The 25,339-nt window shown below is 38.6% G+C and carries 24 protein-coding genes and 3 pseudogenes; 9 read left to right on the top strand and 18 right to left on the bottom strand.

From position 1 onward, the window contains the following. Positions 1 to 5: 5 nt before the first annotated feature. The 5 genes and pseudogenes from LZ575_RS19610 (at position 6) to murI (ending at position 5,630) form a co-directional block, all read left to right on the top strand. Entirely contained in the window at positions 6 to 743 is a 738-nt protein-coding gene (locus LZ575_RS19610; RefSeq protein WP_235326702.1) for an isoprenyl transferase, read from the top strand. Then, entirely contained in the window at positions 727 to 3,384 is a 2,658-nt protein-coding gene (gene bamA, locus LZ575_RS19605; RefSeq protein ID WP_235326700.1) for an outer membrane protein assembly factor BamA, read from the top strand. Before LZ575_RS19610 ends, bamA begins: the two co-directional genes overlap by 17 nt. Positions 3,385 to 3,414: 30 nt before the next feature. Continuing rightward, positions 3,415 to 4,227, top strand: coding sequence for an OmpH family outer membrane protein (locus tag LZ575_RS19600; RefSeq protein ID WP_235326698.1), 813 nt, complete (start codon positions 3,415 to 3,417; stop codon positions 4,225 to 4,227). A gap of 36 nt (positions 4,228 to 4,263) precedes the next feature. Beyond that, positions 4,264 to 4,773 carry an OmpH family outer membrane protein gene (locus LZ575_RS19595; RefSeq protein WP_235326696.1) on the top strand — a complete coding sequence of 170 codons (510 nt, stop codon included), beginning with the start codon at positions 4,264 to 4,266 and terminating at the stop codon, positions 4,771 to 4,773. Positions 4,774 to 4,838: 65 nt separating this feature from the next. Next, positions 4,839 to 5,630: pseudogene (gene murI / locus LZ575_RS19590) on the top strand (glutamate racemase). Here the strand turns inward: murI and LZ575_RS19585 are convergent. Next, the gene (locus tag LZ575_RS19585) at positions 5,615 to 6,628 is read right to left on the bottom strand and encodes a type IX secretion system membrane protein PorP/SprF (RefSeq protein ID WP_235326694.1); all 1,014 of its coding nucleotides are present in this window, start codon (positions 6,626 to 6,628) and stop codon (positions 5,615 to 5,617) included. The pseudogene murI and the gene LZ575_RS19585 sit on opposite strands and share 16 nt — an antisense overlap. Positions 6,629 to 6,775: 147 nt before the next feature. Between LZ575_RS19585 and LZ575_RS19580 the strand changes: the two genes are divergently transcribed. From LZ575_RS19580 to LZ575_RS24035, 3 genes are all read left to right on the top strand, one after another. Beyond that, positions 6,776 to 7,681, top strand: coding sequence for a NifU family protein (locus LZ575_RS19580; protein WP_235326692.1), 906 nt, complete (start codon positions 6,776 to 6,778; stop codon positions 7,679 to 7,681). Positions 7,682 to 7,855: 174 nt separating this feature from the next. Continuing rightward, entirely contained in the window at positions 7,856 to 8,272 is a 417-nt protein-coding gene (locus LZ575_RS24040) for an alpha/beta hydrolase (protein WP_311195876.1), read from the top strand. Continuing rightward, positions 8,250 to 8,684, top strand: coding sequence for a hypothetical protein (locus LZ575_RS24035; RefSeq protein WP_311195875.1), 435 nt, complete (start codon positions 8,250 to 8,252; stop codon positions 8,682 to 8,684). Before LZ575_RS24040 ends, LZ575_RS24035 begins: the two co-directional genes overlap by 23 nt. Positions 8,685 to 8,750: 66 nt before the next feature. Here the strand turns inward: LZ575_RS24035 and LZ575_RS24430 are convergent. Beyond that, positions 8,751 to 11,023, bottom strand: a pseudogene (locus LZ575_RS24430) (inorganic phosphate transporter). A gap of 253 nt (positions 11,024 to 11,276) precedes the next feature. On the opposite strand from LZ575_RS24430, the gene LZ575_RS19565 reads away from it, so the two are divergent. Then, on the top strand, positions 11,277 to 12,158 hold the full coding sequence (locus tag LZ575_RS19565; protein WP_235326690.1) for a mechanosensitive ion channel family protein: 882 nt from the start codon (positions 11,277 to 11,279) through the stop codon (positions 12,156 to 12,158). Positions 12,159 to 12,269: 111 nt separating this feature from the next. Here the strand turns inward: LZ575_RS19565 and tsaB are convergent, their stop codons facing one another. The 16 genes and pseudogenes from tsaB to cyoE all read right to left on the bottom strand — a co-directional run bounded on the left by tsaB (position 12,270) and on the right by cyoE (position 25,220). After that, positions 12,270 to 12,812 carry a tRNA (adenosine(37)-N6)-threonylcarbamoyltransferase complex dimerization subunit type 1 TsaB gene (tsaB, locus tag LZ575_RS19560; RefSeq protein ID WP_311195872.1) on the bottom strand — a complete coding sequence of 181 codons (543 nt, stop codon included), beginning with the start codon at positions 12,810 to 12,812 and terminating at the stop codon, positions 12,270 to 12,272. Between the two features lie 11 nt (positions 12,813 to 12,823). Beyond that, on the bottom strand, positions 12,824 to 14,089 hold the full coding sequence (locus LZ575_RS19555; protein WP_235326688.1) for an efflux RND transporter periplasmic adaptor subunit: 1,266 nt from the start codon (positions 14,087 to 14,089) through the stop codon (positions 12,824 to 12,826). A 3-nt stretch (positions 14,090 to 14,092) separates the two neighbouring features. Further along, the gene (locus LZ575_RS19550) at positions 14,093 to 15,319 is read right to left on the bottom strand and encodes a TolC family protein (RefSeq protein ID WP_311195871.1); all 1,227 of its coding nucleotides are present in this window, start codon (positions 15,317 to 15,319) and stop codon (positions 14,093 to 14,095) included. Further along, positions 15,213 to 15,530: a TolC family protein gene (locus LZ575_RS24020; protein WP_311195870.1), complete on the bottom strand. Its 318-nt coding sequence runs from the start codon at positions 15,528 to 15,530 to the stop codon at positions 15,213 to 15,215. The genes LZ575_RS19550 and LZ575_RS24020 overlap by 107 nt, the downstream gene beginning before the upstream one ends. Positions 15,531 to 15,594: 64 nt before the next feature. Further along, positions 15,595 to 16,710: an efflux RND transporter periplasmic adaptor subunit gene (locus LZ575_RS19545; protein ID WP_235326686.1), complete on the bottom strand. Its 1,116-nt coding sequence runs from the start codon at positions 16,708 to 16,710 to the stop codon at positions 15,595 to 15,597. Positions 16,711 to 16,736: 26 nt separating this feature from the next. Continuing rightward, on the bottom strand, positions 16,737 to 18,002 hold the full coding sequence (locus tag LZ575_RS19540; RefSeq protein WP_235326684.1) for an ABC transporter permease: 1,266 nt from the start codon (positions 18,000 to 18,002) through the stop codon (positions 16,737 to 16,739). Between the two features lies 1 nt (position 18,003). Continuing rightward, positions 18,004 to 19,251, bottom strand: a complete 1,248-nt coding sequence (locus LZ575_RS19535) for an ABC transporter permease (protein WP_235326682.1) — start codon at positions 19,249 to 19,251, stop codon at positions 18,004 to 18,006. Further along, the gene (locus LZ575_RS19530; RefSeq protein WP_235330778.1) at positions 19,244 to 19,945 is read right to left on the bottom strand and encodes an ABC transporter ATP-binding protein; all 702 of its coding nucleotides are present in this window, start codon (positions 19,943 to 19,945) and stop codon (positions 19,244 to 19,246) included. Before LZ575_RS19530 ends, LZ575_RS19535 begins: the two co-directional genes overlap by 8 nt. Before the next feature lie 113 nt (positions 19,946 to 20,058). After that, complete coding sequence (locus LZ575_RS19525) at positions 20,059 to 20,289, bottom strand: hypothetical protein (RefSeq protein WP_235326680.1); 231 nt, start codon at positions 20,287 to 20,289, stop codon at positions 20,059 to 20,061. Positions 20,290 to 20,344: 55 nt separating this feature from the next. Next, on the bottom strand, positions 20,345 to 20,878 hold the full coding sequence (locus LZ575_RS19520; RefSeq protein WP_235326678.1) for a DUF420 domain-containing protein: 534 nt from the start codon (positions 20,876 to 20,878) through the stop codon (positions 20,345 to 20,347). Between the two features lie 2 nt (positions 20,879 to 20,880). Further along, a pseudogene (locus LZ575_RS19515) lies at positions 20,881 to 21,608 on the bottom strand (SCO family protein). A gap of 1 nt (position 21,609) precedes the next feature. Next, positions 21,610 to 22,254, bottom strand: a complete 645-nt coding sequence (locus LZ575_RS19510; RefSeq protein ID WP_235326676.1) for a hypothetical protein — start codon at positions 22,252 to 22,254, stop codon at positions 21,610 to 21,612. Between the two features lie 84 nt (positions 22,255 to 22,338). Further along, positions 22,339 to 22,701 (bottom strand): cytochrome C oxidase subunit IV family protein, encoded by a 363-nt coding sequence (locus LZ575_RS19505; RefSeq protein ID WP_235326674.1) that lies wholly within the window; start codon positions 22,699 to 22,701, stop codon positions 22,339 to 22,341. Between the two features lie 18 nt (positions 22,702 to 22,719). Then, entirely contained in the window at positions 22,720 to 23,700 is a 981-nt protein-coding gene (locus LZ575_RS19500) for a cytochrome c oxidase subunit 3 (protein WP_235326672.1), read from the bottom strand. A 45-nt stretch (positions 23,701 to 23,745) separates the two neighbouring features. Continuing rightward, the gene (locus LZ575_RS19495; protein WP_235326670.1) at positions 23,746 to 24,327 is read right to left on the bottom strand and encodes a cytochrome c oxidase subunit 3; all 582 of its coding nucleotides are present in this window, start codon (positions 24,325 to 24,327) and stop codon (positions 23,746 to 23,748) included. After that, the gene (gene cyoE, locus LZ575_RS19490) at positions 24,318 to 25,220 is read right to left on the bottom strand and encodes a heme o synthase (protein WP_235326668.1); all 903 of its coding nucleotides are present in this window, start codon (positions 25,218 to 25,220) and stop codon (positions 24,318 to 24,320) included. Before cyoE ends, LZ575_RS19495 begins: the two co-directional genes overlap by 10 nt. Between the last annotated feature and the right edge of the window lie 119 nt (positions 25,221 to 25,339).

Genomic DNA, 25,339 nt, shown 5'->3' with positions numbered 1-25,339 from the left:
AAATAATGTTCAAAGAAAAAATCGACATCCAGCGCCTGCCACAACATGTTTCCGTTATAATGGACGGGAACGGGCGATGGGCAAAACAAAAAGGCCTCCTGCGGGCGTTTGGACATGAAGAAGGCACAAAAGCTGTACGCGATGTAGTAGAAGGATGTGCCGAGTTAGGTGTAAAATTCCTAACCCTTTATGCTTTTTCTACTGAAAACTGGAATAGGCCAAAAAGAGAGGTCGATACTTTGATGCGTCTCCTGGTGAACTCCCTGAAAAAGGAAATTAAGACCTTAACAGAAAACAACATTAAGCTGAATGCAATTGGCAATATAGATAGCCTTCCCAAAAAAGCCCAAAAAGAGCTGAAGGAGGTAATCGATAAAACTGCGGGTAACGAACGAATGGTTCTTACCCTGGCTTTAAGTTATGGATCCCGGGAAGAACTAATCCACGTCGTAAAGGATTTATGTGAAAAAGTAAAAAATGAGGAATTATCCCTTGATGCTATTGATGAATCAATTATAAATCAGCATCTTTACACCCAAAATTTACCCGACGTAGATCTATTGATCCGCACCAGTGGAGAGCAACGAATAAGCAATTTTTTATTGTGGCAAATAGCTTATGCCGAGTTATATTTTACAAACATCTTATGGCCGGATTTCCGAAGGGAAAATCTCTACGAGGCCATTTATAATTATCAAACCAGAGAACGAAGATTTGGAAAAACCAGTGAACAGATTAGTTAGTGCACATTTGCCTAAGAGGATATTTTTCCTTTTAGCGTTTTGTTTTTTATATACCCTCTCATTCCAGGCACAGGATCTCCCATTAGGGCAGGGAATAAAATATACTATTGGAGAGATTAAAGTTACCGGGGCCGATAGCTATAACGACCAAACAGTAATAGCTTTTACAGGCTTAAAAAAGGGAGATGAACTTTTCATTCCCGGCGATCGTTTAAGTAAGGTGCTTAAGAAATTATGGGACCTTAACCTTTTTAGCGATATTAATTTCTACATAACAAATGTTGAAGGAAATGTAGCCGACCTGGAATTAGAAATTACTGAAGTTCCTGAACTGGATGAAATAAGGATCCAGGGAATAAAAAAATCTCCAAGAGAGGAATTGATCAAGGAAAACAATCTTACTCCCGGTGCTAAAGTAACAGAGAACCTTATTACGACTACAAAGAATTATATTGAGAATAAGTATAAAAAAGACGGTTTTCTCAACACCAAAGTTGCAATTAATACTACGCCCGTGGAAGACACTACTAGTATCAACAAAGTGAACATGGTAGTAAATGTTGACCGTGGCGAAAAAGTAAAAATTACCGATATTGAATTTGAAGGGAATGAGGAATTTAGTGATGCTAAACTAAAAAGAGCATTAAAGAAAACTAAAGAGCGAAGTTTTTTCAGATTTTGGAAGCGTTCTAAATTTGTAGAAAATACCTATGAAGAGGACAAGACAAACCTTGTTGATAAGTATAAGGAGAAAGGCTTCAGGGATGCCCGAATTGTTTCTGACACTCTAATAAAAACGGGACCTGAAACCGTGGCCTTAAAAATGCAAATTGAAGAAGGCAGAAAACATTATATTGGAGATATAGAATTTATTGGTAATACTGTCTATACAGATGACTATCTAAGACGTGTAATGGGGATAAGCAAAGGTGACATCTATAATGGAGTTCTTCTAAAAGAAAGAATTGCAGATCCTGCCGATCCAGATGCTCAGGATCTTGCTAACCTGTACAAGAACAGCGGTTATCTATTTTCTCAAATCAATCCGGTTGAAACGAGGGTCTACAATGACACTATTGATTTTGAAATTAGGATAATTGAAGGAAAGGAAGCTTATTTCAACAACATAAGTGTTGTTGGTAATGATAAGACCAAGGACCATGTAATTTACCGGGAACTAAGAACCAAGCCGGGACAAAAATACAGTCAGCAAAACGTGATAAGAACCATTAGGGAACTTGGACAACTTGGATTCTTTGATGCAGAACAAATAAAACCAAATTTCCAGAATGTTAATCCTGACAGCGGAACTTTGGATATGGAATATTCAGTAGTAGAAGCAGGAGCGAGCCAGATTGAACTACAGGGTGGATATGGTGGAGGTGGCTTTATTGGTACACTGGGTTTATCATTTAACAATTTCTCTCTTTCAGGAATTTTTGACAAAGAAGCCTATAAACCTCTTCCAATGGGAGACGGTCAAACGCTATCGCTACGGGCACAGGCGAGTATTTTTTATCAAACCTACAGCCTTAGCTTCGTTGAGCCATGGCTTGGAGGCAGGCGTCCAGTAAGTTTATCAACCTCTTTCTCCTATACAAGGCAGTTCTCTTATGATTATGCCGCAAGAAGGGCAGATAAGTCACGAAGCTTTGATATTCTTGGAGTAAATGTGGGATTGGCAAAAAGGTTACGATGGCCAGATGATTTCTTTACACTTTCACAGGCTGTAGGGTTCCAGAGATATGATTTAAATAATTATAATACCGGGCTCTTTACTTTTGGAGATGGGTATTCAAATAACCTGTCATATACATTAGGTATTTCCAGAAACAGTGAAGGTATTAACCCAATTTTCCCAACCACAGGATCTAACTTTAGCATTACAGCAAAACTTACTCCTCCATATTCTTTAATTAATGGAGTTGATTATGCTGACCTAAAGAATCAGGATGAATACCAGTTAAAAGATGCAAACGGAAACTTAATTAATCTTGATGGTACGAGGTTACGCGAAGGCCAGACCCCGGTGGCAGATCAGGGAAAGATCGATCAGGAAAAATTTAAGTGGCTGGAGTTCTATAAAGTAAAATTTAAAGGTTCCTGGTTTAATACACTTTACAACTTTGGAGGAAATAGTAATCTTGTTCTAAGAACCCATGCGGAATATGGCTTTTTGGGAGCATATAACAATGACAGGGGAATTCCACCTTTTGAAAGGTTCTTCCTTGGAGGAGATGGCTTAGGTGCTTTTAGCCTTGACGGCCGGGAAGTAATTGCATTAAGAGGTTATCCAAACCAGTCAGTTAAACCATTGGACAGACCTGATTTGAGCCAGGCAACCAGAGATGACGGGGCAACTATTTACAATAAGTACTCCCTGGAATTGAGGTTCCCGATTACTCTAAAACCTATGGCCTCTATTTATGCACTGGCATTTGTTGAAGGTGGTGCAACTTTTGACAACTTCAGAGATTATAACCCCTTCCTGTTGAATAGATCTGCAGGTGCGGGATTGAGGATATTTATGCCACAATTTGGATTACTGGGGATAGATTTTGGGTACGGATTTGATCCGGTTCCCGGAAGCGTTGGACCTAATGGATGGGAAACCCATTTCATCATAGGGCAACAATTTTAATTTGGCACGATTATTTCTAACACCATATATATGAAACGCCAACTTCTGTTTTTAATATTGATTATGGCGGGCATTGGGCCTCAGTTGATGGCTCAAAAACCAAACCGCCTGGCATATATTGATATGGAATATATCCTGGCAAATGTACCCGAATATCAGCAGGCTTCGGCACAGCTGGAGGAAAGGGTTCAGCAATGGAAAGCAGAGTTGGAAAAAGATCAGCGTAAAGTAGATCAAATGAAGATTGCCCTGGAACAGGAAAGACCTTTACTTACAAAAGAATTAATAGAGGAAAGAGAAGCTACTATAGGTTTTGAAGAATCAAAGATTGCAGAATATCAGCAAAAGAGATTCGGCTCAAACGGAGACTTTATCCTTCAGAAGAAAAGGTTAATACAGCCTATACAGGATCAGGTCTTTAATGCGATCCAGGAAATAGGGGAACAAAGGAATTACGATATTATTTTTGACAGGACTTCTAATGTTGGTATAGTTTTTATAGCAGAAAAACATAATATAAGTGATCAGGTTCTTAGAACGATCACCAGGGCAGCCGGAAGGGAGCAACTAAGCTCTAAAGAAGAGATAGCCCAGATGGAGAAAGAAGAAAACCGCAGTGTTGAAGAAGATGCCGTTATAGCAGAAAAGCAGGAGGCAGCGGAAAGTGCCAAGAACGAACGGGAAGTATTACTGGAGCAACGAAAGAAGGAAAGAGATTCGATAAGAGCTGTGAAGCAACAGGAATTTGAAGAGAGAAGGGCGAAAATTTTGGAAGAACGCAAGCGAAAAAGAGATTCAATAGAAGCTGCAAGAAAACAGAAGAAAGAAAATAACGAAGATTAATAACTATTAACACTAAACACTAAATTTAATTTTACAATGAAACAATTCAGAACATTTCTTATAGCAGTAGCTTTAACAGTTGGAGCAACAGCTTTTACGAATGCACAGTCTAAAGTTGCACATATCGCCTCTCAGGAACTGGTAGAAACTATGCCTGCTTTTAAAGATGCGATGGCCCAGTTAGAAAAATTACAGAAGACTTATGATACTGAGATCAGAGATATGATGACTGAAGCTCAAAAAACTATGCAGCGTTACGAATCTGAAGCTCCTACAAAGACTGAAGAGGAAAACCAAAAAAGAGCTGCAGAGTTACAAAGCACTCAGCAAAGAATTCGTGAACACGGTCAAAATGCTCAACAGGACCTTCAAAAGAAAGAACTTGATCTTTTAAAGCCTGTATACGAGAAAGCACGTGTTGCTATCCAAAAAGTTGCAAGAGCTCAAGGTTTTGATTATGTTCTTGATTCTACCAATGGATCGGGAGTAATTATGGCAGACGGGACAGATCTTATGCCTGCAGTTAAAAAAGAATTGGGAATCTAATATTTCCCTGAAGAATAAATAGCAAACTGCGCTCTACTTAGGGCGCAGTTTTTACTTTTGTACCTATGAGTAATTCAAATCCTATTGGTTTTTTTGATTCGGGTGTGGGGGGAACATCTATCTGGAAGGAAGTGATCCAACTTCTGCTTAGCTGAGAGCAGTATTTATCTGGCAGACAGTATAAATGCTCCCTATGGTGAAAAACCTGTAGAACAAATAGTAGCTCTAAGCAAAAAAAACACCGAAGCCCTTCTTGAAATGGGCTGTAAACTCATAGTAGTAGCATGTAACACTGCGACCACCAATGCTATAAAAATCCTTAGAGAAAATTATCCGGTTCCATTTATAGGTATTGAACCCGCAATTAAACCTGCCGCTTTAAAATCTAAAACAAAATTTATAGGCATCCTGGCTACAAAAGGTACTCTATCCAGCGAGCTTTTTTCCAGAACTTCAGAATTATATTCCAAGAACATTACAGTTATAGAAGTCGTAGGACAGGGCCTGGTAGATCTTATTGAACAGGGACAGCACAATACTCCCGAAATGGAAATGCTGCTTAGGAACCTTTTAAAACCAATGCTGGTAGCACAAATAGATTATCTTGTGCTGGGATGTAGCCATTACCCTTACCTTATGCCCGCCCTTAGAAAGATTTTCCCTAAAAATGTACAAATTATAGATTCCGGAGAAGCTGTTGCCCGGCAAACAAAAAAGATCCTGGAAGAAAGAGAGCTTCTAAATATTTCAGAAGCAAAAGGAAGCCATAAATTATTCAGCAATATTAATCCTGCAGTTCTGGGCTCTTTAGTTGAAGCAGTAAGAATAAATACCAGGTCTCCTACCTGGAATTTTGATTCACTGCAGGACATTTACAACTATACCTGCCCCGGTTCTCTCCAAAATTGTAACCCAGGGTGATTTGATGAAATCCCTGATTACTTAAAACTACAGAGTTCATTTGATGAGTGTGAGTATATGCAAAGAGAAAGCGTTTATATTCCATCCCCAGGAATGGAGTGAGGTATTGTAAATTTTGACTTTTTATTTCTTCGCCATCGGTTGTATATTCTGCTCCCTCAAAACTTCTTCGGAAAGAGAGTCCTCCAAACAATAATCCCGATTCCAGATTATGGTAGACTTTAAAATTGGCATCTATTGTACGTTCTGCAGTTTGTTCCCTCCACTGGAATAGTATGGAAGGTTCGTAGCTCCAGTCACTATTCCCCGGATTTATCACATATCCTGTTGAAAAAAGATATTTACGCTGGTTACTTGGAACAGCATCAGAAAAAAATAAATCCCTTTTAACCGATAGTAAATTTTTAGCCGTAACGTGCGCAAAGAAATTGAAGAGATAATAAGACATCCCTACATCCATATTTGCGTAGAATTCTGAAGGGTTTCCATCTCCTAATAAAGGATCGGGCTGGGTGAAACTACTCTGGTCAAGACTGTGCTGTATTATTCCGCCGCTTATTCCAAAGGAGAGTTGATTAAGATCGAGTTCACTTCTGGAAAATAATAAATGATAAGCAAAGGAACCATAAAGGCCTCTTCTGGAATAATTCCCGTTTTGATCATTAAAAGCAATAGCACCTAATCCCACCTTCTCCCACACCTTGGCGTGAGCACTTAAGGTTTGTAAGGCAGGTGCATCTTTGACGTCAAACCATTGCTGTCTCGCCGTAAGCCTTATCTTATTAAGATTTGAAGCTCCAGCCATAGACGGATGCAGGAGATAAAGATTATCTGTAAGGTAATCGGAGTAAACCGGGATTACTTCCTGCGCGCTGATTTTGGAAATATTCAGGAATAGGTATAAAAAAATTGTAAGAAAAAATCCAGGTTTCATTTAACTTGTGAAAAGGTTAAAGGCAGATGGCCTGCAAAAGAAACTTCTGCAGAAATAAGGAATGCTTATAGAAACTGCCCCAATATCAATTGTAAATATATAGATTACCGTGTTTGTTTTAGTAAATTTGCTTAAAATATTCAAAAAATGAATTCTTACACAATTAATATACAACCCACTACTAATTCTTCAATAGTAAAATTTGAAACTAATCAATTCCTCACCAGGCATGAAAGTTTTGAATTTGGAAATATTGAGGAAGCCTCTAAATCTCCTTTGGCCAAACAATTGTTTTACCTGCCCTTTGTTAAAACGGTTTTTATAGCACAAAATTTTATAGCTATTGAAAAATACAATATTGTGGAATGGGCAGATGTACAGGAAGAAGTTGCAGTACAGCTTCGGGATTATCTTAACAGCGGTGCAACTATTGTTGAAATTGAAGATAATTCAGCTAAAAAAGTTCCTGTAACAGTATATGCTGAAAGTACACCCAACCCCGGAGTAATGAAATTCGTTGCCAATAAAAAGCTTGTACTTTCAGGAGCGGAATTTAAAAATATCGATGCTACAAAAGATGCCCCATTAGCAAGACAGCTGTTCCATTTCCCTTTTGTGAAGGAAGTTTATATAGATGAAAATTATATTTCGGTACATAAATATGACATAGCAGAGTGGGATGACATTACTCTTGAGCTAAGAGAGTTCATAAGAAACTACCTTCAGGAAGGTAACGAAGTATTATTAAAGGAGCACACACAACAAAAAGAGGAATCTGTTCCGGCTGAAGAACAACAGCCAAGGGAACTGGATGATGTATCCCGGGAGGTAGTAAGTATTCTTGATGAATACATTAAACCTGCAGTGGCAAGTGACGGCGGAAACATTGTTTTTGACTCCTATAATGCTGATACTAAAACAGTGAAAGTGATTTTACAGGGTGCCTGTAGCGGCTGTCCTTCCTCAACCGCCACTCTTAAGAATGGTATTGAAACCATGTTACGCGATATGCTGCAAGGACACGTAAATTATGTAGAGGCCGTAAATGGATAGTTTACTGGTGTAGAAAAAAATAAATTCTAATAAAAGAGAAAAGATCGCCATTGTGCGATCTTTTTTATCTTTAAAAACTAAATTAGAGCCCTGCATTTTATTTGCAGTCTATACTTACAAATAGAAAAAAGCCCACAGCCAGTTAAAGGTAGCAGGCTTAAAAACCAAATAAGAATGAATAAAACCACCGTTGCCCTCATCCTGTTTCTGTTAAGTCTGAATGTAACTGCACAAAAAACAGATTATGTTCTAAAGGAAAATATCAAATATTACCACGACTCCGTTAACAGAGCCAATGAATACATTAACGAGCGAGCTTTACTTGATATTTATTATCCAAAAGAAGAAAAAGGTTTTCCAACCGTGGTTTGGTTTCATGGAGGGGGATTGACATCTGGAAGCAAATTTGTACCACAGGAGCTTAAGGAAAAAGGTATTGCTGTTGTAAGCGTTAATTACAGGTTAAGCCCCAGGGCAAAATCTCCCTCATACATAGAAGACGCGGCAGCCGCAGTGGCCTGGGTTTTTAAAAACATAAAAAGTTTTGGTGGAAATCCTGATTTAATATTTGTTTCCGGACACTCGGCTTAGTGGATATCTGGCCAGTATGGTAGGTTTGGATAAACAATATCTTAAAGCTTTTGGTATTGATGCAAATAAAATTGCAGGATTAATTCCTTTTAGTGGCCACACAATTACCCATTTTACAATTAGAGAGGAAAGGGGAATAGATGGAAAAATACCTGTTGTTGACGAACTTGCACCTTTATATCACGTAAGAGCAGATGCTCCACCCCTACTCCTTATTACAGGTGACCGCGAACTGGAGATGCTGGGGCGCTATGAGGAAAATGCTTACATGATGCGAATGATGAGAGTTGCAGGACACAAAGATACCCAGCTCCTGGAACTTGATGGTTATGGTCACAATATGGCCGAACCAGCTTATCCTTTACTTTTAAATGAAGTAGAGCGTATTAAAAAGATGAGAAATAGTCAGTAATTACTTACTTATAGTTATCAAGGTTAACAGTAGATCAATAACCTCAAAATTGAACGCGCAGTCTTCTTACCTGTAGGTAATTGTTTGCCGGGCTTCCTGATTAAATTCCTGAAACAACTGCAGGAGAGCCATTGTAGAAGTTATAAGATCTTTTGTTTCCAGAAGTAATCCAAAGTAAAGCTTTGTATTTTTAGGACTTGTTTCTGAAGTTCTGATGCGGTTTATCTGTTTCTGAATTAAATCGGACACGTGATCCAGCAATTGCTGTTTTTCAGAAATTACCTCATCAATGTTGCTGAAGCTGTGCGTGTCAAAAATGAGCTGAATATCGTCAAACAGTTTCTGCATCTTATCGTCTATACCTTTTAGATCCCTTATTTGATTAAACTTTAGATTCTTATGATTATTGTGGACGTGGTTATAGCTGTTACGGGTAATATAGCCAATTGACTGGACCATATCCTGCAGGTAATCCAGGATAAGAATATAAAACTTACTGGCCTCTACAGAATCGTCATCAAGGGATTTTATAAAATAAAAAATGTTTCCTTTAAGTTCATCAATTTCTTCCTCCAGTTTATCTATTGCTTTGGAATTCTTCTTCAGCTTTGCTAGGTCATGGTATCCAAGGTTCTCTACCGTTTTAGAGAACATCTTATTAATTCCTTTAATAACACTGGAAATATTTTCTGAAGTTTCAACGGTAATTTCATTGATCGTAACAATATCACTACGATTATAGCGCTTAAGCTTTTTCTCTTCTTTAACCTGCCTGGAGTGGAGGACGGCACTTTTCACTATAAGAACAACTGCCATCAACACTAATATTGCTATGGCTATTATACCTCCAAAATAAATAATGGCTGCAAAGAGGGCTGCACCTAAAAATGCTACCAATGCAGTTACAAACCAGCCTCCTATAACATTTATTACTCCTGCTACTCTATATACAGCACTATCGCGGTCCCACGCCCTGTCGGCTAAGGAAGTTCCCATCGCTACCATAAAGGTTACATAAGTAGTAGAAAGCGGCAATTTAAGATTAGTGGCTATAGAAATAAGAATACTCGCTACTACAAGATTTACTGATGCCCTCACAAGATCAAAAGAAGGTGCATCTAAATTTTTGCCTTTATCGGGAGTTTCTTTTGTTTCAAATTTTGAGCTGAGTTTTTCAGAAATCCTTCCGGGAATAATTCTCTCAATTGTATTTCCAACAAGTATAAAATATCTTACAAGAGCCCTGGAAATGAAATTAGGTGAAAATCTTTCAGCACCGTCTGTTTGCCTGCTCAGGTTTATTTCGGTATCAGTAACCTTCATTGCTTTTTTAGAGAACCAAAGAGTTACCACCATTACAAGACCTGCCAGGAGAAGTAAAAAAACAGGGGTTGGCACTTCCTGGGATAAACCATCCATAAGAAGTTCATTAGGCAAAACATAGTGGCTTCGTGAGCAGTTTGCCAGATTACAAAAGATTGCCAGGCTGCTATAGGCACCCCTATAAAGTTCACCAGGTCATTTCCTGCAAAGGCCAACGCCAGCGCAAAGGTGCCAACGAGGATAATAATTTTTAGAATATTGATCTTAAAAAAGGTAATTATTGCCTGTGAAATCGCAGAAAAAACGATAAAACTAATTACCACAATAAGTAAAGAATGCTCGTTCACATAATTCAGCATTTCCTCAGGAACAATTGCTATACTCTTTAAACCTTTCATCAGGATAAAATAGAGAATGGCAGTAAAGGACAATCCACCAAAAACTGCTCCCACGTATTTTAATTTTCTCTCATACTGAAAGGAAAAGACGAGCCGGGATAAATATTGGATAATGGCACCAACAGTAAAAGCAATAACCACAGAAAGCAGAATTCCTATAACAATTTCAGTCGCTTTGGTAGTATTTATATAAGTGTACAGGCTGGAGTAATCACCTGAAGAATGATAGATCTTTAAAAGAGATACACATACTGCTGCTCCCAGTAATTCAAAAACAATGGAAACAGTTGTAGAAGTTGGAAGGCCCAAAGAATTAAAGAAATCCAGCAGAAGAATATCTGCTATCATAACAGCCATAAATATGACCATGATCTCTTCAAAATAAAATTTACCAGGAACAAAAATTCCTTCCCTTGCAACTTCCATTAGGCCACTGGAAAATACTGCTCCCACTGCCACCCCAATACTTGCAACGATTAAAATTGTACGTAAAGGAACTGCTTTTGAACCAATGGCCGAATTTAAAAAATTAACGGCATCGTTACTTACTCCCACCACCAGGTCTGTAATGGCCAGTGCAAAGAGAGCCACCAGCATCACAAGATAAACATCTTCCATACAGGACAATTTCTTGACCTACAAAATTCCGGTATTTTTAATTAAAAAAAACTATTCCAAGGTTACTAAAACTTTAAGCTTCAAGTTTCTTTCCTATATGAAGAATTTTTCTTCAGCACCTTAAAAATGATAAATCTTCACGGCATGAATAGCCCCTGATCTTCTGTAATAAAACCAAGGTTTTAACAAAATTTAAACAATTGAGAATCAATAATTCTTGGCAAAATTCCTTCCCTTTGCAAAAATTATTAGAATGGAATATTTTCAGGACATAGAGTACTATGTCAAAGAATTTACATCACAACTAATTGATTACCTGCCAAATTTCCTGGCTGCAATTTTTCTACTTGTATTTGGAATCTGGTTTATTAAGATCCTCACCGGATATATTCGTAAACTTATACATAAGAAAGGCTATGATAAAACTATAGAGAATTTTGTTATTAGCCTTGTAGGTGTAGGCCTGAAGATCCTTCTTGTTATTCTTGTAATCACCCAGCTGGGGTTTGAAACGACCTCACTTGTAGCTGTTATTGGTGCTGCCAGTTTGGCAATTGGTTTAGCACTACAGGGATCTTTATCAAACTTTGCAGGTGGGGTTCTTATTCTTATTCTTAAACCCTTTAGAGTGGGTGACTGGATCGAGGCCAAAGGTGTTTCGGGAAGTGTGAAAGAAACTTCCCTTTTTTATACTAAGCTTGTAACTTTTGGAAACCAGTTGGCCATCATTCCCAACGGGCAGTTAACGAATGACAATATTATAAATTATACTGTTGAAGGAAAAAGAAGAGATGCCATTACTATAGGAATCTCGTATGAAAGCAATATCAAACTTGCCAAAGAGATATTGCTTAACCTTATGATGGAACAGGAGGGAATACTTAAAGATCCCGAACCTGTTGTAATGGTAACCGATCTTGCAGATAGCTCAGTAAACCTATCCCTGAGGTTTTTTGCTTTAAATGATAATTTCTGGAATTGCCACTGGTATACTATAGAAGAAGCAAAAATGAGACTTGAAGCGGCCGGGATAAGTATTCCCTTCCCACAAAGAGATGTTCATTTCTTCGACCATTCCGAAGGATCAAAAAATGGGAAGAAATCTAAAAATGAGATACAGGACCAAAGGAATTAACCTGCAATAAAATCTTTAAGGTAAAAAGGTTCAAAATAAGCGACATCTTCAAAGTCGCTTTTTTTGTACTTACTAATGGCAACCTTTACCATTTCTCGTGCTGAAGGGAGTTTACCTTCTATATAAACAGCATTTTCGTGCTAAGCAAATGTTTCTGAATTTTTCAACTCCACTACCAATAAAATACACTTTCCCTTTTTCAAGAAGATGACTATAAGAATCGGCTTCAAGAATTTTTGCTGAAGTTTTCTCTACCTGTTCCTGCTGTTCATTAAAAACAGCAGTATAGACTTCCATTCTACGGGCATCCATCATAGGTACAACGACTACCTTTTCTTTCACCTGGTGGGATAAAGAAGCCAGGGTAGGAACTGCAATAAGTGGAATATCTAAAGAGAAACAAAGACCTTTTGCTGCAGAAACTCCAATCCTGAGTCCTGTATAAGAACCGGGGCCTTCACTTATTGCAATAGCATCCAAATTTGAAAGAGCGAGATTATTTTCCCTGAGGATCTCCTGAATAAAAATGTGTAATCGCTCGGCATGCGAAAAATTCAGGCTGTAGTCTTCTTTGACTGCAACAACCCCTTCCCCATTGCTTAATGCTACAGAGCAATTAGTAGAAGCCGTTTCAATACACAAAATTTTTTGCACGTAAGTATTTTTTATTCCGAAGCGATAGGTTGATTTGGAACTGTTACTTCATCGCCGTCCTTTAAAGTTCGGGTAACTAAATTATAAGGACCAATGATCACAGTTTCACCTTCTTCCAGTCCTGAAACAATTTCAATATTTCTATCGTCCTGGATCCCTGTTTTTACAACCCGCAATTTAGCATGATTTCCATCTTTCACAAAAACAGTTTCAAATTTTTGAGATCCCGGGGTAGCTGCTGCCGCTCCACCTTTTGATGTAGTATCGTTTTTAATAACAATGGCGCTAATTGGCACTCCCAACACATCTACTTTTCTTCTGGTAATGATATCTACTGTAGCAGTCATTCCCGGCCTGAAAGGAGAATAATTCTCTGGTTTGCCTTCCAGAAGATCTTTATAGGAACTTTCCAGGATCTGGACCTTAACCTTAAAGTTAGTAACCTGATCGGCTGTTAATCCTTCTATGGCAGAATTGGAAATTTCAGTAACCACACCTTTAAACTCTCTCTTAAGATAGGCATCTACCTCAACAATCGTGGAATCTCCAACACTTACTTTTACAATATCATTTTCATTTACATCTACCACCACTTCCATATTTGACAAGTCTGCTACTCGCACGATCTCGGTACCTGCCATTTGTTGTGTTCCCACTACTCTTTCTCCAAGTTCTACATCAAGCCGTGAGATAGTACCCCGCATAGGAGCAAAAATGCTGGTTCTGGAAAGGTTATCTGTAGCTTCAGTCACTGTAGCTGCGGCGCTTTGCATGCTATAGTATGCAGCATTCTTGGAAGCTTCAGCCATTTCATAAGAGGCAACGATCTTATCCCATTCTGCTTTAGAAATCACTCCTCTTTCAAAAAGGATCTTATTCCTGTCATAATTTGCTTTAGCCTCTTTTAAGCTGGCTTCAGATTGTGCAAAGTTTGCGCGCACATTTTGTAATCCCGCCTGCGACCTTTGTAAACTGGATTGATATAAATCAGGATTAATACGCACGAGTAAATCTCCTTTTTCCACCAGTTGACCTTCTACAATAGGAAGTTCAATTATTTCCCCGGAAACTTCCGAAGACAACTTAACCTCAATGGTAGGTTGTATCTTACCTGTGGCAGCTACGGTTTCTACTATTTCCATTGGCTGGATCTGGGTAATTTCTACTTCTTTCAGGTTTCCGGAATTACCGAACCATCCCGCTTTTTTCCCGACAACCAGAACCACTATAAGCAGTACTACAACAACACTAATTATGATGAGCGTTTTTTTCTTCATTTTCTAGAATTTAAGATCGGTTACTGGAATACCAAAATATAACTCGATCACTTTTAATTTGAATATATAATCATATTTTGCCCGGATCACTTCGGTTTGAGCATTTTCAAGCCTTAATTTAGACTGGCTGAAATCAAATGCATTGGTTAATCCCACATCAAATCTTTCAGTTGCATACGTATTTGCACGTTCCTGTGCATTTAGCGCAACCAGGGCTGCTTCATAAGCTTCATAAGCCCCCTGTGCATCAACATAAGCCTGGTACACATCTGCTTCCAGGTCTAATTCGGCCTGCTCCAATTGAAAGGTCGCTCTTTCAACGTTTATTTTATTTCGTTTAACCTGATTCCTGGTAGAAAATCCATTCAATACTGGAATGCTTAACTGCACTCCATAAGTTATACCGTCATTTAAATATAATTGCCTGAAGAACGGGAGGGGGTTTCCAAGTTGTGCAATAGTATTGGGAGCAACAACCACATCTCCTGAAGATTCAACAAATCCTATGGGCCTGTTTGGCTGATCAGGATCCTGGATAGCACCAACTATTCTTCCCGCTCCGGATTCCCTGGTATTGTAGTTAAAAAATGCCCCAAGGGATGGATAGTAAGCACCTTTAGCTAATTCAACATCAGCTTCTGCCAATTCGAGGTTCGCTTCGGCAACTTTAATTTCATTTCTTTCCTCCTTGGCGTTTGCCACTAATTCTTCCGGCGTGCGGGCGAGGATCTCACTTCCTAATACGTCGTATTCTCTATCGGCTATATCAAAATTCTCATAATCTTTTATCAGCAATGTTTGTGCAAGGCTAATAAGGGAAATTCGAATATTATTTTGAGCAACAATTATTCGCTGCATCTCATCAGCATAGGTTGCCTGTATCTCCAGAAGATCTCCTTCGGGAAGAACTCCTGCTTCAACCAGATCCTCTGTCCTCTCCAGTTGAGCTTTTGTGACTTCCAGTTGTGATTCCAGGATCTCCAGGCTTTGCTTGTTAAAAAGCACCTGTAAATAGGAGTTTGCTACAAAGAGAGCTATATCGTCCCGCATAAGATCCAGGGAATACTGGCTTGCCAGTTGAGACAATTTTGCTCTTTGTAACTGGCGGAAGTTGCGCAGGCCATCAAACAATAATAAACTGGCCGAAGCACCCGCAGAAAAGTTCCTGGTAGTTTGGGTTTGGAGAATTCCTGTTGTTACATTTTGAGTAAGACCTGGTATTCCAGGCATTCGTCGCATTTAAATTAATGCTGGGTATAAAATTTCCAATAGCGTCAAGCCTGTCTATATCTGAAGATTCTAAATCCAGCTGTGACTGCTTAATAGAAATATTGTTTTCCAGGGCATAAGCAATACACTCCTGAAGGGTCCATTCTTTTTCCTGAGAATAAATATTAGTGATTGCAAAAAGTGCAAAAACAACTAAGATTGATTTTTTCATAGATGAGGTTGTAAAAGATAAGTCTACCAAAACTTTGAGATGTTACAAATAATTTTAAAACTAGTTAATTAGACAGTGCCTGTGCGGGTTTAACCTGGTTCCAGATCTTTATTTTATCATTATTCTCAAGCCCGCTTACCACCTGAACATAGATCCCGTCACTCACCCCAAGCTGAATATCCTTCCTTTTAAATTGCTGATCTCCTGTTTCCACCTCCACATAAGGTTGTTGAGTTTTTGGATCAAATTGCACCAGCGCCTCTTTTACTGCAAGAGTACTGTCTACCCTGGCAAGGATAATAGAGGCATTTGCACTTAATCCGGCCCTAATAAAAGTTGTGTCTGCTTTATTCAGGGTTCCTTTGATGTCAAATTGTATTGCTCCATTTTCACTCACACCTTTTGGGGCTATATAATCCAGTACTGCATCAAATGTTTTGTTCTCAATGGCACCTACGGTAATTTCAAGTGGAAGATTTTCTTTTATTTTACCAACTTCACTCTCGTCTACTTTTCCTTCAAAGATCATCTTATTTACATCGGCAAGAGTAGCAATTGTGGTCCCGTCGTTAAAGTTGTTACTTTCAATCACCTGGTTTCCTGCTTTAACAGGAACGTCCAGGACCATACCGTCAATTGTAGATCTAATTAAAGTATTAGCGGCACTTCCTATTCCACTGGTTGTTCCTGTTCTTACAATTTCGAAGTTTTGCTGAGCCGATCGATAAGTTTGTTGAGCGCGCTTAAATGATACTTCGGCATTATCAAAATCATTTGCAGAAATTACTCCCTTATCAAATAAGGACTTTTGCCTGTCATATAATTTTTGCTCTGTATCCAGATTAATTTTCGCAGTTGTGACTGCGTCTTTAGCACTTTGTAAAGAAGAGACATTCGGGATTACCCGTATTCTTGCTATAAGATCTCCGGCCTTTACTCGTTCGCCTGCCTCTATATAGATTTCATCAATAATCCCTGAAATATTTGGTTTAATAAGAACTTCTTCCCGGGGCACAATACTTCCCGTAGCTACTGTTCTCTTAATAATAGTTTGTTTTGAAGGACTTTCGGTTTCATAAACTACAGGATCTTCCTGATTCTTTTGGTACAGGTAATATAACGCGCCAACAAAAGTCACAGCTATAAGTACGAGGATGATGATGGTGAATATTCTTTTCATTTTTGATTATTGATAAATTGATTTTTTTATTCTGTTCTTAGGGCATCTACCGGTTTGATCCTAATGGCATTTTGTGCCGGGATCAATCCTGCAAGCAAACCTGAAATAATTAAAATAGACAGAGCTATAAAGACTACCCCAAGGTCCACACTGGGATTGAGGAACATCATATCTGTAGTGTCCACCCCTTTTAGCTGAAGGTTCACCAGCGCAATCACACCTATTGCCAATACTATACCTGCCATACCTGAAATTATAGTTAAAAAAATTGATTCCAGAAGTATTTGACCTCTTATAGACCAGGGAGTGGCACCAAGGGCCCGTCGAATTCCTATCTCATTTGTACGTTCCTTAACTACAATAAGCATAATATTACTTATCCCAATAATACCCGACAGCAATACTAAGGTGCCCACGAAATAAGCAACTGCTTTAAGAGCCACAAATAATCCATTAACCTTACTAAATTCCTCATAAAGGTCAAAATTCCCTATAGCCCGGTCATCTTCTGGATGAATAGAGTGTCTTGATTTTATTATATCAAAAACCTGGGATTTAAGATTGGTTATAGACGCATCATCTACAGCGGTAATAGCCATCCATCCTACTGTTTCTCCCATATTAAAGGCCTGGGAGAATGCTGTAAAGGGAACATAAATCTCCTTTTGATCTTCTTCAGAATTTCCACCGTTACCTCCTTTTTTCTTATATGTACCTATAACCATGAAGTTAACGCCGTTTATCTTTATGTAACTTCCCACTACTTCCTCGCCGGGTTCATACATTTCTTTTCTAACTCCTTCCCCAATGATTGCCACCTTGCGATTATCATTAATATCAGAATAATTAATGAACCGCCCTGAGGTGATGTCCATTGGCATTTGCAGGATGACCTCGGGATAATCACCATAAACATTAAAAGCACTAGTTTTTAAACCCCTCACCACATTGTTGGCTCCTCCAAATCCACCCAGTTGATTTCTGGGAGAAACAAATCTTAGATCTGGCACATTTTGTTTAATTGCCAGCACGTCTCCGGTTTTGAAATTATATCTTCTCCCTTTAGGTAAACCTTTATAAGGTTTAGACGGAGTTTGCGTCCACATAAACATAGTATTTGTGGCGGTACCCCCAAAACCCTGCATTACCCCATTTTCCAATCCCTTTCCTGCTGCAAGAAGAATTACCAGAATAAATATCCCCCATAATACCCCAAAGGCAGTAAGTAAGGTCCTAAACCAATTTGAAGTCAAAGCTTCGATAATTTCGCTCCAATTGTCTCTGCTAAACATATTATTCGTCTCTTAAAGCAATTATCGGTTTAATACTGGCGGCTCTGTAGGCAGGGAAAAAACCAGCTATTGCACCCGCTATAATCAGGATAAAAACTGTAGAAATGGCAATTCCAAAATCTATTGAAGGATTAGAAATATATTGTGTTTCTATAAAGGGTCCGGCAAATTCCAGCAATGCGAGACTGGTAATTAAACCTATAAAACCTGCAATGGTAGTCACAAAGATTGATTCCTGTAGCACCATTACAATAATAGAAAGGGGTTGCGCGCCCAATGCTTTTCTCACCCCTATTTCCCGCGTTCTTTCTTTAACGATTATCAGCATTATATTGCTTACACCTACAACTCCGGCAATAATTGTACATATTCCCACTCCCCAAAAGAAGTACTTTATCATATCCATAAGATCGTAGAATCTTTTGGCGTTCTCAAGGGAGTTATTTATTGTCATGGCACTGGTATCATCTGGCGCGATACTATGCCGCTCTTTTATGGTGCTTTCGAGATCTGCGGAAAACTTTTCAGAAGCTGCGAGTGCCTCTTCAAAACTTTCCTCCGGCTGAAGGGTAAATGCCATATTCCGAATGGTATTAGCTCCATTAAATACTCTTTGAGAAGTTGAAATAGGCAAAAAGACCCTTGACTCTTCCCTTTCTCCTCCCGGATCTGTAAAAACTCCGATTACCTTGAAATTTATATCAGAGATCTGAACATACTCCCCCACCGCATTTTCAGCATCTTTAAAAAGATCGTTCTTAACTTTATTACCTATGACCACTACCTTTTCAAAATTGTCATTGTCTTTGTAGTTGATATACCTGCCTTCGGTCATAGAGGCATTCTCAAGAAATTGATAGTCCGGCCAAACACCTTCTACCCTATAAGAACCAGATTCATTTCCGAAGTTCACTATGCCATTCCAAATCCTGTAAATAGAAGAACGATACTCGAGCTCATCTTCAAATTTTGAAGTCGCATAATTATAATCGTCATTCTTAAGGGTGATCATGCGGCCCGGGTTCATGCCTTTGTATTCTTTAGAAGTAATCCCGGTCCAAACGTAGAGAATATTGGCAGCATCCTGTTGAAATTCCTTAGAGATCCCATTTCGCATACCCTGTCCAATCCCCAGAAGGATCACCAAAATAAAAATTCCCGAGGCCACAGAAAGCCCCGTTAAAAAAGTACGCAATTTGTTTTTGCTGATGGTCTCAAAGATCTCCTGCCATCTCTCTATATCAAACATGACTTAGGGCCCTTACCTGGTTGACTTTGGTATCATCTATTATAAGCCCGTCCTTCAAATTCACTATCCGTTTAGTCATTTGAGCAATGTCAGGTTCATGAGTAACAATGAGAATAGTACGACCTTCATCATTTATTCCCTGTATCAGGTCCATTACTTCGTAGGAAGTTTGTGAGTCCAGTGCACCCGTAGGTTCATCGGCAAGTAAGACTTTTGGATTGGACGCAAGAGCACGGGCAATAGCCACTCTTTGTTTTTGTCCTCCGGAAAGTTCATTAGGTAAATGAGACGCCCAATTAGCAAGACCCACCTTTTCCAGGTAACTCATAGCCGTGTCAATTCTTTCTTTTCGGCTGATTCCCTGGTAGTATAAAGGAAGTGCAACATTATCTAATGCACTTTTATAATTTATAAGATTAAAGGACTGAAAAATGAATCCGAGGAATTTATTTCTGTACCTCGCTGCAATTTTTTCATTAAGGTTTTTAATAGGGACTCCATCCAAAGTATAACTCCCTTCATCAGCTTCATCCAGCATTCCAAGAATATTTAACAAGGTAGATTTTCCTGATCCCGATGATCCCATGATCGAGACCAATTCGCCTTCAGCTACATTAAAATCGATCCCCTTTAATACGTGAAGGGAATTTTTCCCCATCACATAAGACTTGTGTAAATTCTTGATCTCAATCATAACATAAATAAATGTGCATCCCATGTGTTGACACAGAAGCTACACATAAGACCACTAATGGAAAAATATGTTACAACCTAAAATGTTAGAAAAATGTTAAATTTAACGGAAAGTTAAGAAGTAGCCTGTTTTTTACCTCTAAGGCTGCGATAGATAAAATAAGCAATTCCTCCTATTAAGATATAGGGAAAGATCATTAGATATAGTATCCCATTATTGATCCCTTTAGCCGCAGCCTGTGAATCCTCGCTTTCAAGAACTGCCCGGCACATAGCACATTGGGCTTCAGAGAAAGAAGGAATGAGCATCAATACCATTAAAACAATCCAAAATTTATTCTTCATTAAAATTCCTCTTCCAGTCATTCGTATCATTTTAAAAGGATAATTTGCACCTAGCCTAATAGTACGGAGCCATAAAAATATACACTAATACTCCTGTTATTGCAACATAGAACCATATTGGAAATGTCCACCGTGCAACTTTTGCATGACGGCTATATTCTCCTGTTAAGCCCCGATACATGGTGAATAATACCAACGGAATAATAATCGCAGATAAAACAATATGCGTAATAAGAACAAAGAAATAGATGTACCTCAAAGTTCCTTCACCTCCATAAGGAACAGGATCATTACTTATTTTTGATATTACATAACTCACCAAAAAAACACAGGAAAGCGCAAAGGCAGCAATCATAAAATTGCGGTGCCATTTATATTCTTTAACCGACATGAAGAAGTAACCCGTCAAGAGAAATAACGCCGTACAGCCGTTAAGAACCGCGTGAAACAATGGAAATGATCCCGAACTGGCACCAAATAAATTATACCTCTCCGGCAGGTACATAAGGATTAACACAACTACGGGCACAATTACCGACAATGCTATAATTGTTGGTACTACAACTCTATCTTTTACAGCTATGGCCATTTCTACAACAGATTATTTATATCTTCAATTAAAATATCAATTTGTGGTTCCTCACCTTCCTCTACGATTGACTGAGCCCGTTCAATATATCCACGGTAATAGATAATGGGGTTTCCAAATTCATCGGTTCGGGAACGTACGTACCCTTCTTTATCAACCAGTGCAAACAATCCTGAATGGGCGAAACCTCCCGGAACGGTTTCATCTTCATTGGCATAAATCCCAAAACCTGTGTTCGCTACCTCATATATTTCATTTCTATCACCTAGGTTAAAAAGTTCCAGTTTGGATTATTTATTCCATAATTTTTAGCATATTCCTTCAGCACTTGTGGCGTATCGTGGACGGGATCTATTGTAAAGGATGCTATCCCAAAATCTCCTTCACCTTTAAACTCGTCCTGCACTTCTACAAGATTTTTATTCATAATAGGACAAATAGAAGGGCAGGTTGTAAAGAAAAATTCAATTACATAAACTTTACCCAGGTAATCTTCATTTGTGATAGTATCGCCGTCCTGATTTACAAATGAAAAAGCGGGAACCTTTTTCTTTTTTCCGTACTGTTCAATATAAGCCATCTTACCGGGTTCTTTTGTCTTTTTTTGAACACTTAGTCTGTCAGACTTTACTACTTCCTTATCACTAACCCTGTCGATTATCTTCGGAATAAAAATGATTCCAAAAATCAGGATAATAAAAGAGATGCCTATGTAGGAGCCGTTTTTCATATTAGTTTGTTGATCTGGTATTATTTTTCTTTAAGGCCAGCCTGTATTCAGCAAGGATTATCTTCATATCATCCTTCATTTTACTGTTCAATATAAACACTGAACGCGAATCGTAGCCAAACATTTTGCCAACATCTTCATCTTCCAGTCTTCCTCTAAGATTCAAATCCTTATCAATTATAAAAACATAAGGTGTCTGGAGATTATCATCCAGCTCAAGATTTGTATCAAAGCTTTCAAAAATTGTTTTTACTTCCTCTCTGGTTCCAAAGGCAAATTTCCAATGAGAAGGATCTGTAATTTCATCAAACTCATCAACAAATTTTGCAGCTTCCTCTTTGGCTTCTTCAGGAAGAATTATTAAAAACTGAAAATCGTGAAACCCGTAAAAGTTCCTCAGGATCTTTTGGTCAAGATTAAAAGTATTTCCCTGTAGATCTTCAGGATCTGTACCAAAAAATGCTACAACACTAATATTACCTTCCAGCGAAACTGTAGAATCTGCATAGGTAGTAAGGTTTTCAATGTTTTTAACCCCACTGGTTAATACGGGAAGCTTAGCAAAGTTATTTACCCCCGAAGCAAAGAAAAGGTAGGCCGTTATTGGCAACAGGAACAGGACTGCAAGAACAAAAAACTTCTTCATGAAAACAACCTTTCTTAGGGAGTACAAAAATAAAAAGACGGTTTTAATAAACCGTCTTTAATTGCTTTTTTAACTTAAGATCACTTAAAAGTCCCAGGCTACTTTATTGGTCCTGTAGACTTCATAAATATAATCCCCCTCTATTAAAAGAATAAAAATTAAATATCCTACTAGAAATAGAGAAGTCCAGACGATGGATCGTCTTAAACCTTTTGACTCCCCTTCCAGGTGCATGAATGCCCAGGCAATGTAATATGCTTTGTATATTGTAAGAATTATGAATATCCAGTTAAGTAATTTCATACTTAAAAAGGTGGTATCAACAAGGAAATCAGGTTTAATAATACCAAGTACTACTTCAACAAGAGTAACTACAGAAAGTATAATAAATACTTTCCAGATTCGCCCGGTATTAGATTCATGATGATGTGTAGAGCTATGTGCCATTTTTTTTAAATTTCAGAATTATACCAAATAGAAGAAGGTAAAGACGAATACCCAAACAAGGTCAACAAAGTGCCAGTATAGTCCCACTTTTTCAACCATCTCGTAACTTCCCCTGCGCTCATAAGTTCCAAGAAGCACGTTGAAGAAAATAATAATATTTATAAGTACTCCTGTAAATACGTGGAAACCATGGAATCCTGTAATGAAGAAAAAGAAATCTGCAAACAAAGGAACTCCATATTCATTTTGAGAAAGATTCGCACCCTGCACGATTCCTGCACCTTCTTTTTCAAGCTTTAATTCAGATTCTGCACGGGTAAGCACAGTTTTCTCCCCGTCTTCATTTAACGACTGAGTCCGGATCAGTAAATCGGGGTGCGCCTGGAAACCTGCCTGTACATCCTGAATTGTATATGCAGGTAAAGTTGGTTCATCTGTAAACCATAAGGCATTATCTCTGGTACGCTGAACTCTCTCTGTAGGTGCAGCCACAACAAATTCATCAAGTGCTACACGATGACCATCCTGGTCTACGAACTGAAGGATATTACCACCGTTTGTAGTCACTGCACCATACTCACCTTTAATAAAGTTTTTCCATTCCCAGGCCTGTGAACCAAGAAATATGACCCCTCCAATAATAGTAAGGAACATATAAAAAACCACCTTCCCTTTTTTCATCTGGTGTCCTGCATCTACCGCTAAAACCATAGTTACAGAGGAGAAAATAAGAATGAATGTCATTAATGCAACATAATACATAGGAGCATCTACGCCATGCAGAAAGGGGAAGTGATTAAAAACCTCATCGGCAATTGGCCAGGAATCAATGAATTTAAACCTGGAGAAACCATAAGCTGCGAGGAATCCGGAAAAAGTAAGAGCATCAGAAAGGATGAAAAACCACATCATCATTTTACCGTAGCTTGCTCTCAGGGGTTCGTTTCCACCACCCCAGGTCTTACCCTCGGTGCCTGTTCTGGTAACAGTAGCTTCCATATGGAGATATTGAATTTAAGTTATGGGCAAAAATACGCAAATTTCTTATCTGAAGAAATATAAAAACAGAAACAGGTAGACCCACAGGGCATCAAGGAAGTGCCAAAAGGTCGCACCAAGCTCGAATCCAAGCATTTGACCCGGATAATACCTTTGTTTAAAATGGTTATAAATTACCACTAAAAGCACTATAAGGCCTGCTGTAAGGTGGGCAAGATGGGCTAAAACCACTATGTAAATGAACGAGGTGGTAATATTACTTTCACTTCCGGTAAAGTAGTATCCTGCAGATATAATTTCAGAAAAACTTTGAAACTGTAAAACCACGAAGGCGATCCCAAGGCCAAGTGTAGCCATTAACCAGGCTGTTCCTGCCTTCCGGTTATTTGAAGCTATACTTCTCTTTGCCAGAATGATCGTAATACTGCTAACAATGATCACTAGAGTACTCCAATATAGAGAGCCGGGAATTTCAAAACCTTCAACCCAATCTGGTAAGCTTTTACTTACTACATAAGCACTCGTAAGACCTGCAAACATCATGACCATACTTATGATACCAAACCACAGCATCATTTTTTTTGCCCTACCTACCTTGTGGTCTATACTTCCTTCGGTTAAATCCATGGTCTCAAAAATTTATCTAAAACGTATATTATTTGAAGCAGAGTGATATAAGAAACACTTGCGAACATTAATTTTTTTGCTGATGCTGCATCCCTCTTGCGATAAAGATTAACTGCGTAATAGAGCATTCCAAGCCCTAAAGCAAAAACAAGTACTCCTGCCAGCGGGGTAAGAAACAGTTTACCTGTAACCCCAAAAACCGGTACTATCGAAACCAGAATGGTCCAGATGGTGTATAGCACAATTTGTACTGCTGTTCCTTTATCTCTTTTTCCTGTGGGCAGCATAAAAAATCCTCCTTTTTGATAGTCGTCATATAACCACCACCCGATAGCCCAAAAATGCGGAAATTGCCAAAAGAACTGGATCATGAACAAAGTCCCGGGTTCAATACTAAAATCGTTTGTGGCCGCAACCCAACCCAACATAAAAGGAATAGCACCGGGAAAAGCTCCTACAAATACAGAAAGTGGTGTCCTGGTCTTCAAAGGTGTATAAACACTTACATAAAGAAATATGCTTATTGCCCCAAACATTGCCGTTTTGGGGTTTATAATGTACAGTACAATTAATCCAAGAATGGTAAAGGAACTGGCTATTATAAATGCCGAATTTACTGACATTCGCTCTGCAGGGAGAGGACGGTTCCTGGTACGATCCATCAAAGCGTCCAGATCTTTCTCGATGATCTGGTTGTAAGCATTGGAGGCCCCCACCATTAAATAGCCGCCAATTGCTAAAAGTAAGACTGTAACGAAATCTATTACCTCAGCACCAAGAAAATAATGAGCTACCGAGGAAAAAACCACGCTTATTGCCAGTCGCATTTTAGTGATCTCCCTAAAATCTGAAAGTACAGATACTGCAGGAGTATGTACACGGGTATTACTCAAAAAGGCCATTTTAATTTGGTTGCAAAGATACTTCTTAATTGGGTTTTGGCAAGAGCGGAAAATAGTTAATTTTCAAGGTATTGCAGCACCACTTCACAGCGGTTCCACCAACTACTTTC

The organism is Antarcticibacterium sp. 1MA-6-2 (assembly GCF_021535135.1).
Lineage (GTDB): Bacteria > Bacteroidota > Bacteroidia > Flavobacteriales > Flavobacteriaceae > Gillisia.
The sequence above is the reverse complement of the archived record's forward strand: the minus strand, read 5'-3'. Positions and strand labels throughout refer to the sequence as shown.

Excerpts from the sequence above, each read along its gene's own strand:
- LZ575_RS19595 (WP_235326696.1), top strand. The coding sequence starts at position 4,264 with ATGAAACAATTCAGAACATTTCTTATAGCAGTAGCTTTAACAGTTGGA.
- LZ575_RS19610 (WP_235326702.1), top strand. The coding sequence starts at position 6 with ATGTTCAAAGAAAAAATCGACATCCAGCGCCTGCCACAACATGTTTCC.
- LZ575_RS24020 (WP_311195870.1), bottom strand. The coding sequence starts at position 15,530 with ATGAAAAAATCAATCTTAGTTGTTTTTGCACTTTTTGCAATCACTAAT.
- LZ575_RS19530 (WP_235330778.1), bottom strand. The coding sequence starts at position 19,945 with ATGATTGAGATCAAGAATTTACACAAGTCTTATGTGATGGGGAAAAAT.
- LZ575_RS19510 (WP_235326676.1), bottom strand. The coding sequence starts at position 22,254 with ATGAAGAAGTTTTTTGTTCTTGCAGTCCTGTTCCTGTTGCCAATAACG.
- LZ575_RS19500 (WP_235326672.1), bottom strand. The coding sequence starts at position 23,700 with ATGGAAGCTACTGTTACCAGAACAGGCACCGAGGGTAAGACCTGGGGT.
- LZ575_RS19495 (WP_235326670.1), bottom strand. The coding sequence starts at position 24,327 with ATGGATTTAACCGAAGGAAGTATAGACCACAAGGTAGGTAGGGCAAAA.
- LZ575_RS19540 (WP_235326684.1), bottom strand. The coding sequence starts at position 18,002 with ATGTTTAGCAGAGACAATTGGAGCGAAATTATCGAAGCTTTGACTTCA.
- LZ575_RS19520 (WP_235326678.1), bottom strand. The coding sequence starts at position 20,878 with ATGGCCATAGCTGTAAAAGATAGAGTTGTAGTACCAACAATTATAGCA.
- LZ575_RS19555 (WP_235326688.1), bottom strand. The coding sequence starts at position 14,089 with ATGAAGAAAAAAACGCTCATCATAATTAGTGTTGTTGTAGTACTGCTT.
- LZ575_RS19585 (WP_235326694.1), bottom strand. The coding sequence starts at position 6,628 with ATGAAACCTGGATTTTTTCTTACAATTTTTTTATACCTATTCCTGAAT.
- LZ575_RS24040 (WP_311195876.1), top strand. The coding sequence starts at position 7,856 with ATGAATAAAACCACCGTTGCCCTCATCCTGTTTCTGTTAAGTCTGAAT.
- LZ575_RS19565 (WP_235326690.1), top strand. The coding sequence starts at position 11,277 with ATGGAATATTTTCAGGACATAGAGTACTATGTCAAAGAATTTACATCA.
- LZ575_RS19550 (WP_311195871.1), bottom strand. The coding sequence starts at position 15,319 with ATGCCTGGAATACCAGGTCTTACTCAAAATGTAACAACAGGAATTCTC.
- LZ575_RS19580 (WP_235326692.1), top strand. The coding sequence starts at position 6,776 with ATGAATTCTTACACAATTAATATACAACCCACTACTAATTCTTCAATA.
- LZ575_RS19545 (WP_235326686.1), bottom strand. The coding sequence starts at position 16,710 with ATGAAAAGAATATTCACCATCATCATCCTCGTACTTATAGCTGTGACT.
- LZ575_RS19505 (WP_235326674.1), bottom strand. The coding sequence starts at position 22,701 with ATGGCACATAGCTCTACACATCATCATGAATCTAATACCGGGCGAATC.
- LZ575_RS19535 (WP_235326682.1), bottom strand. The coding sequence starts at position 19,251 with ATGTTTGATATAGAGAGATGGCAGGAGATCTTTGAGACCATCAGCAAA.
- LZ575_RS19600 (WP_235326698.1), top strand. The coding sequence starts at position 3,415 with ATGAAACGCCAACTTCTGTTTTTAATATTGATTATGGCGGGCATTGGG.
- LZ575_RS19525 (WP_235326680.1), bottom strand. The coding sequence starts at position 20,289 with ATGAAGAATAAATTTTGGATTGTTTTAATGGTATTGATGCTCATTCCT.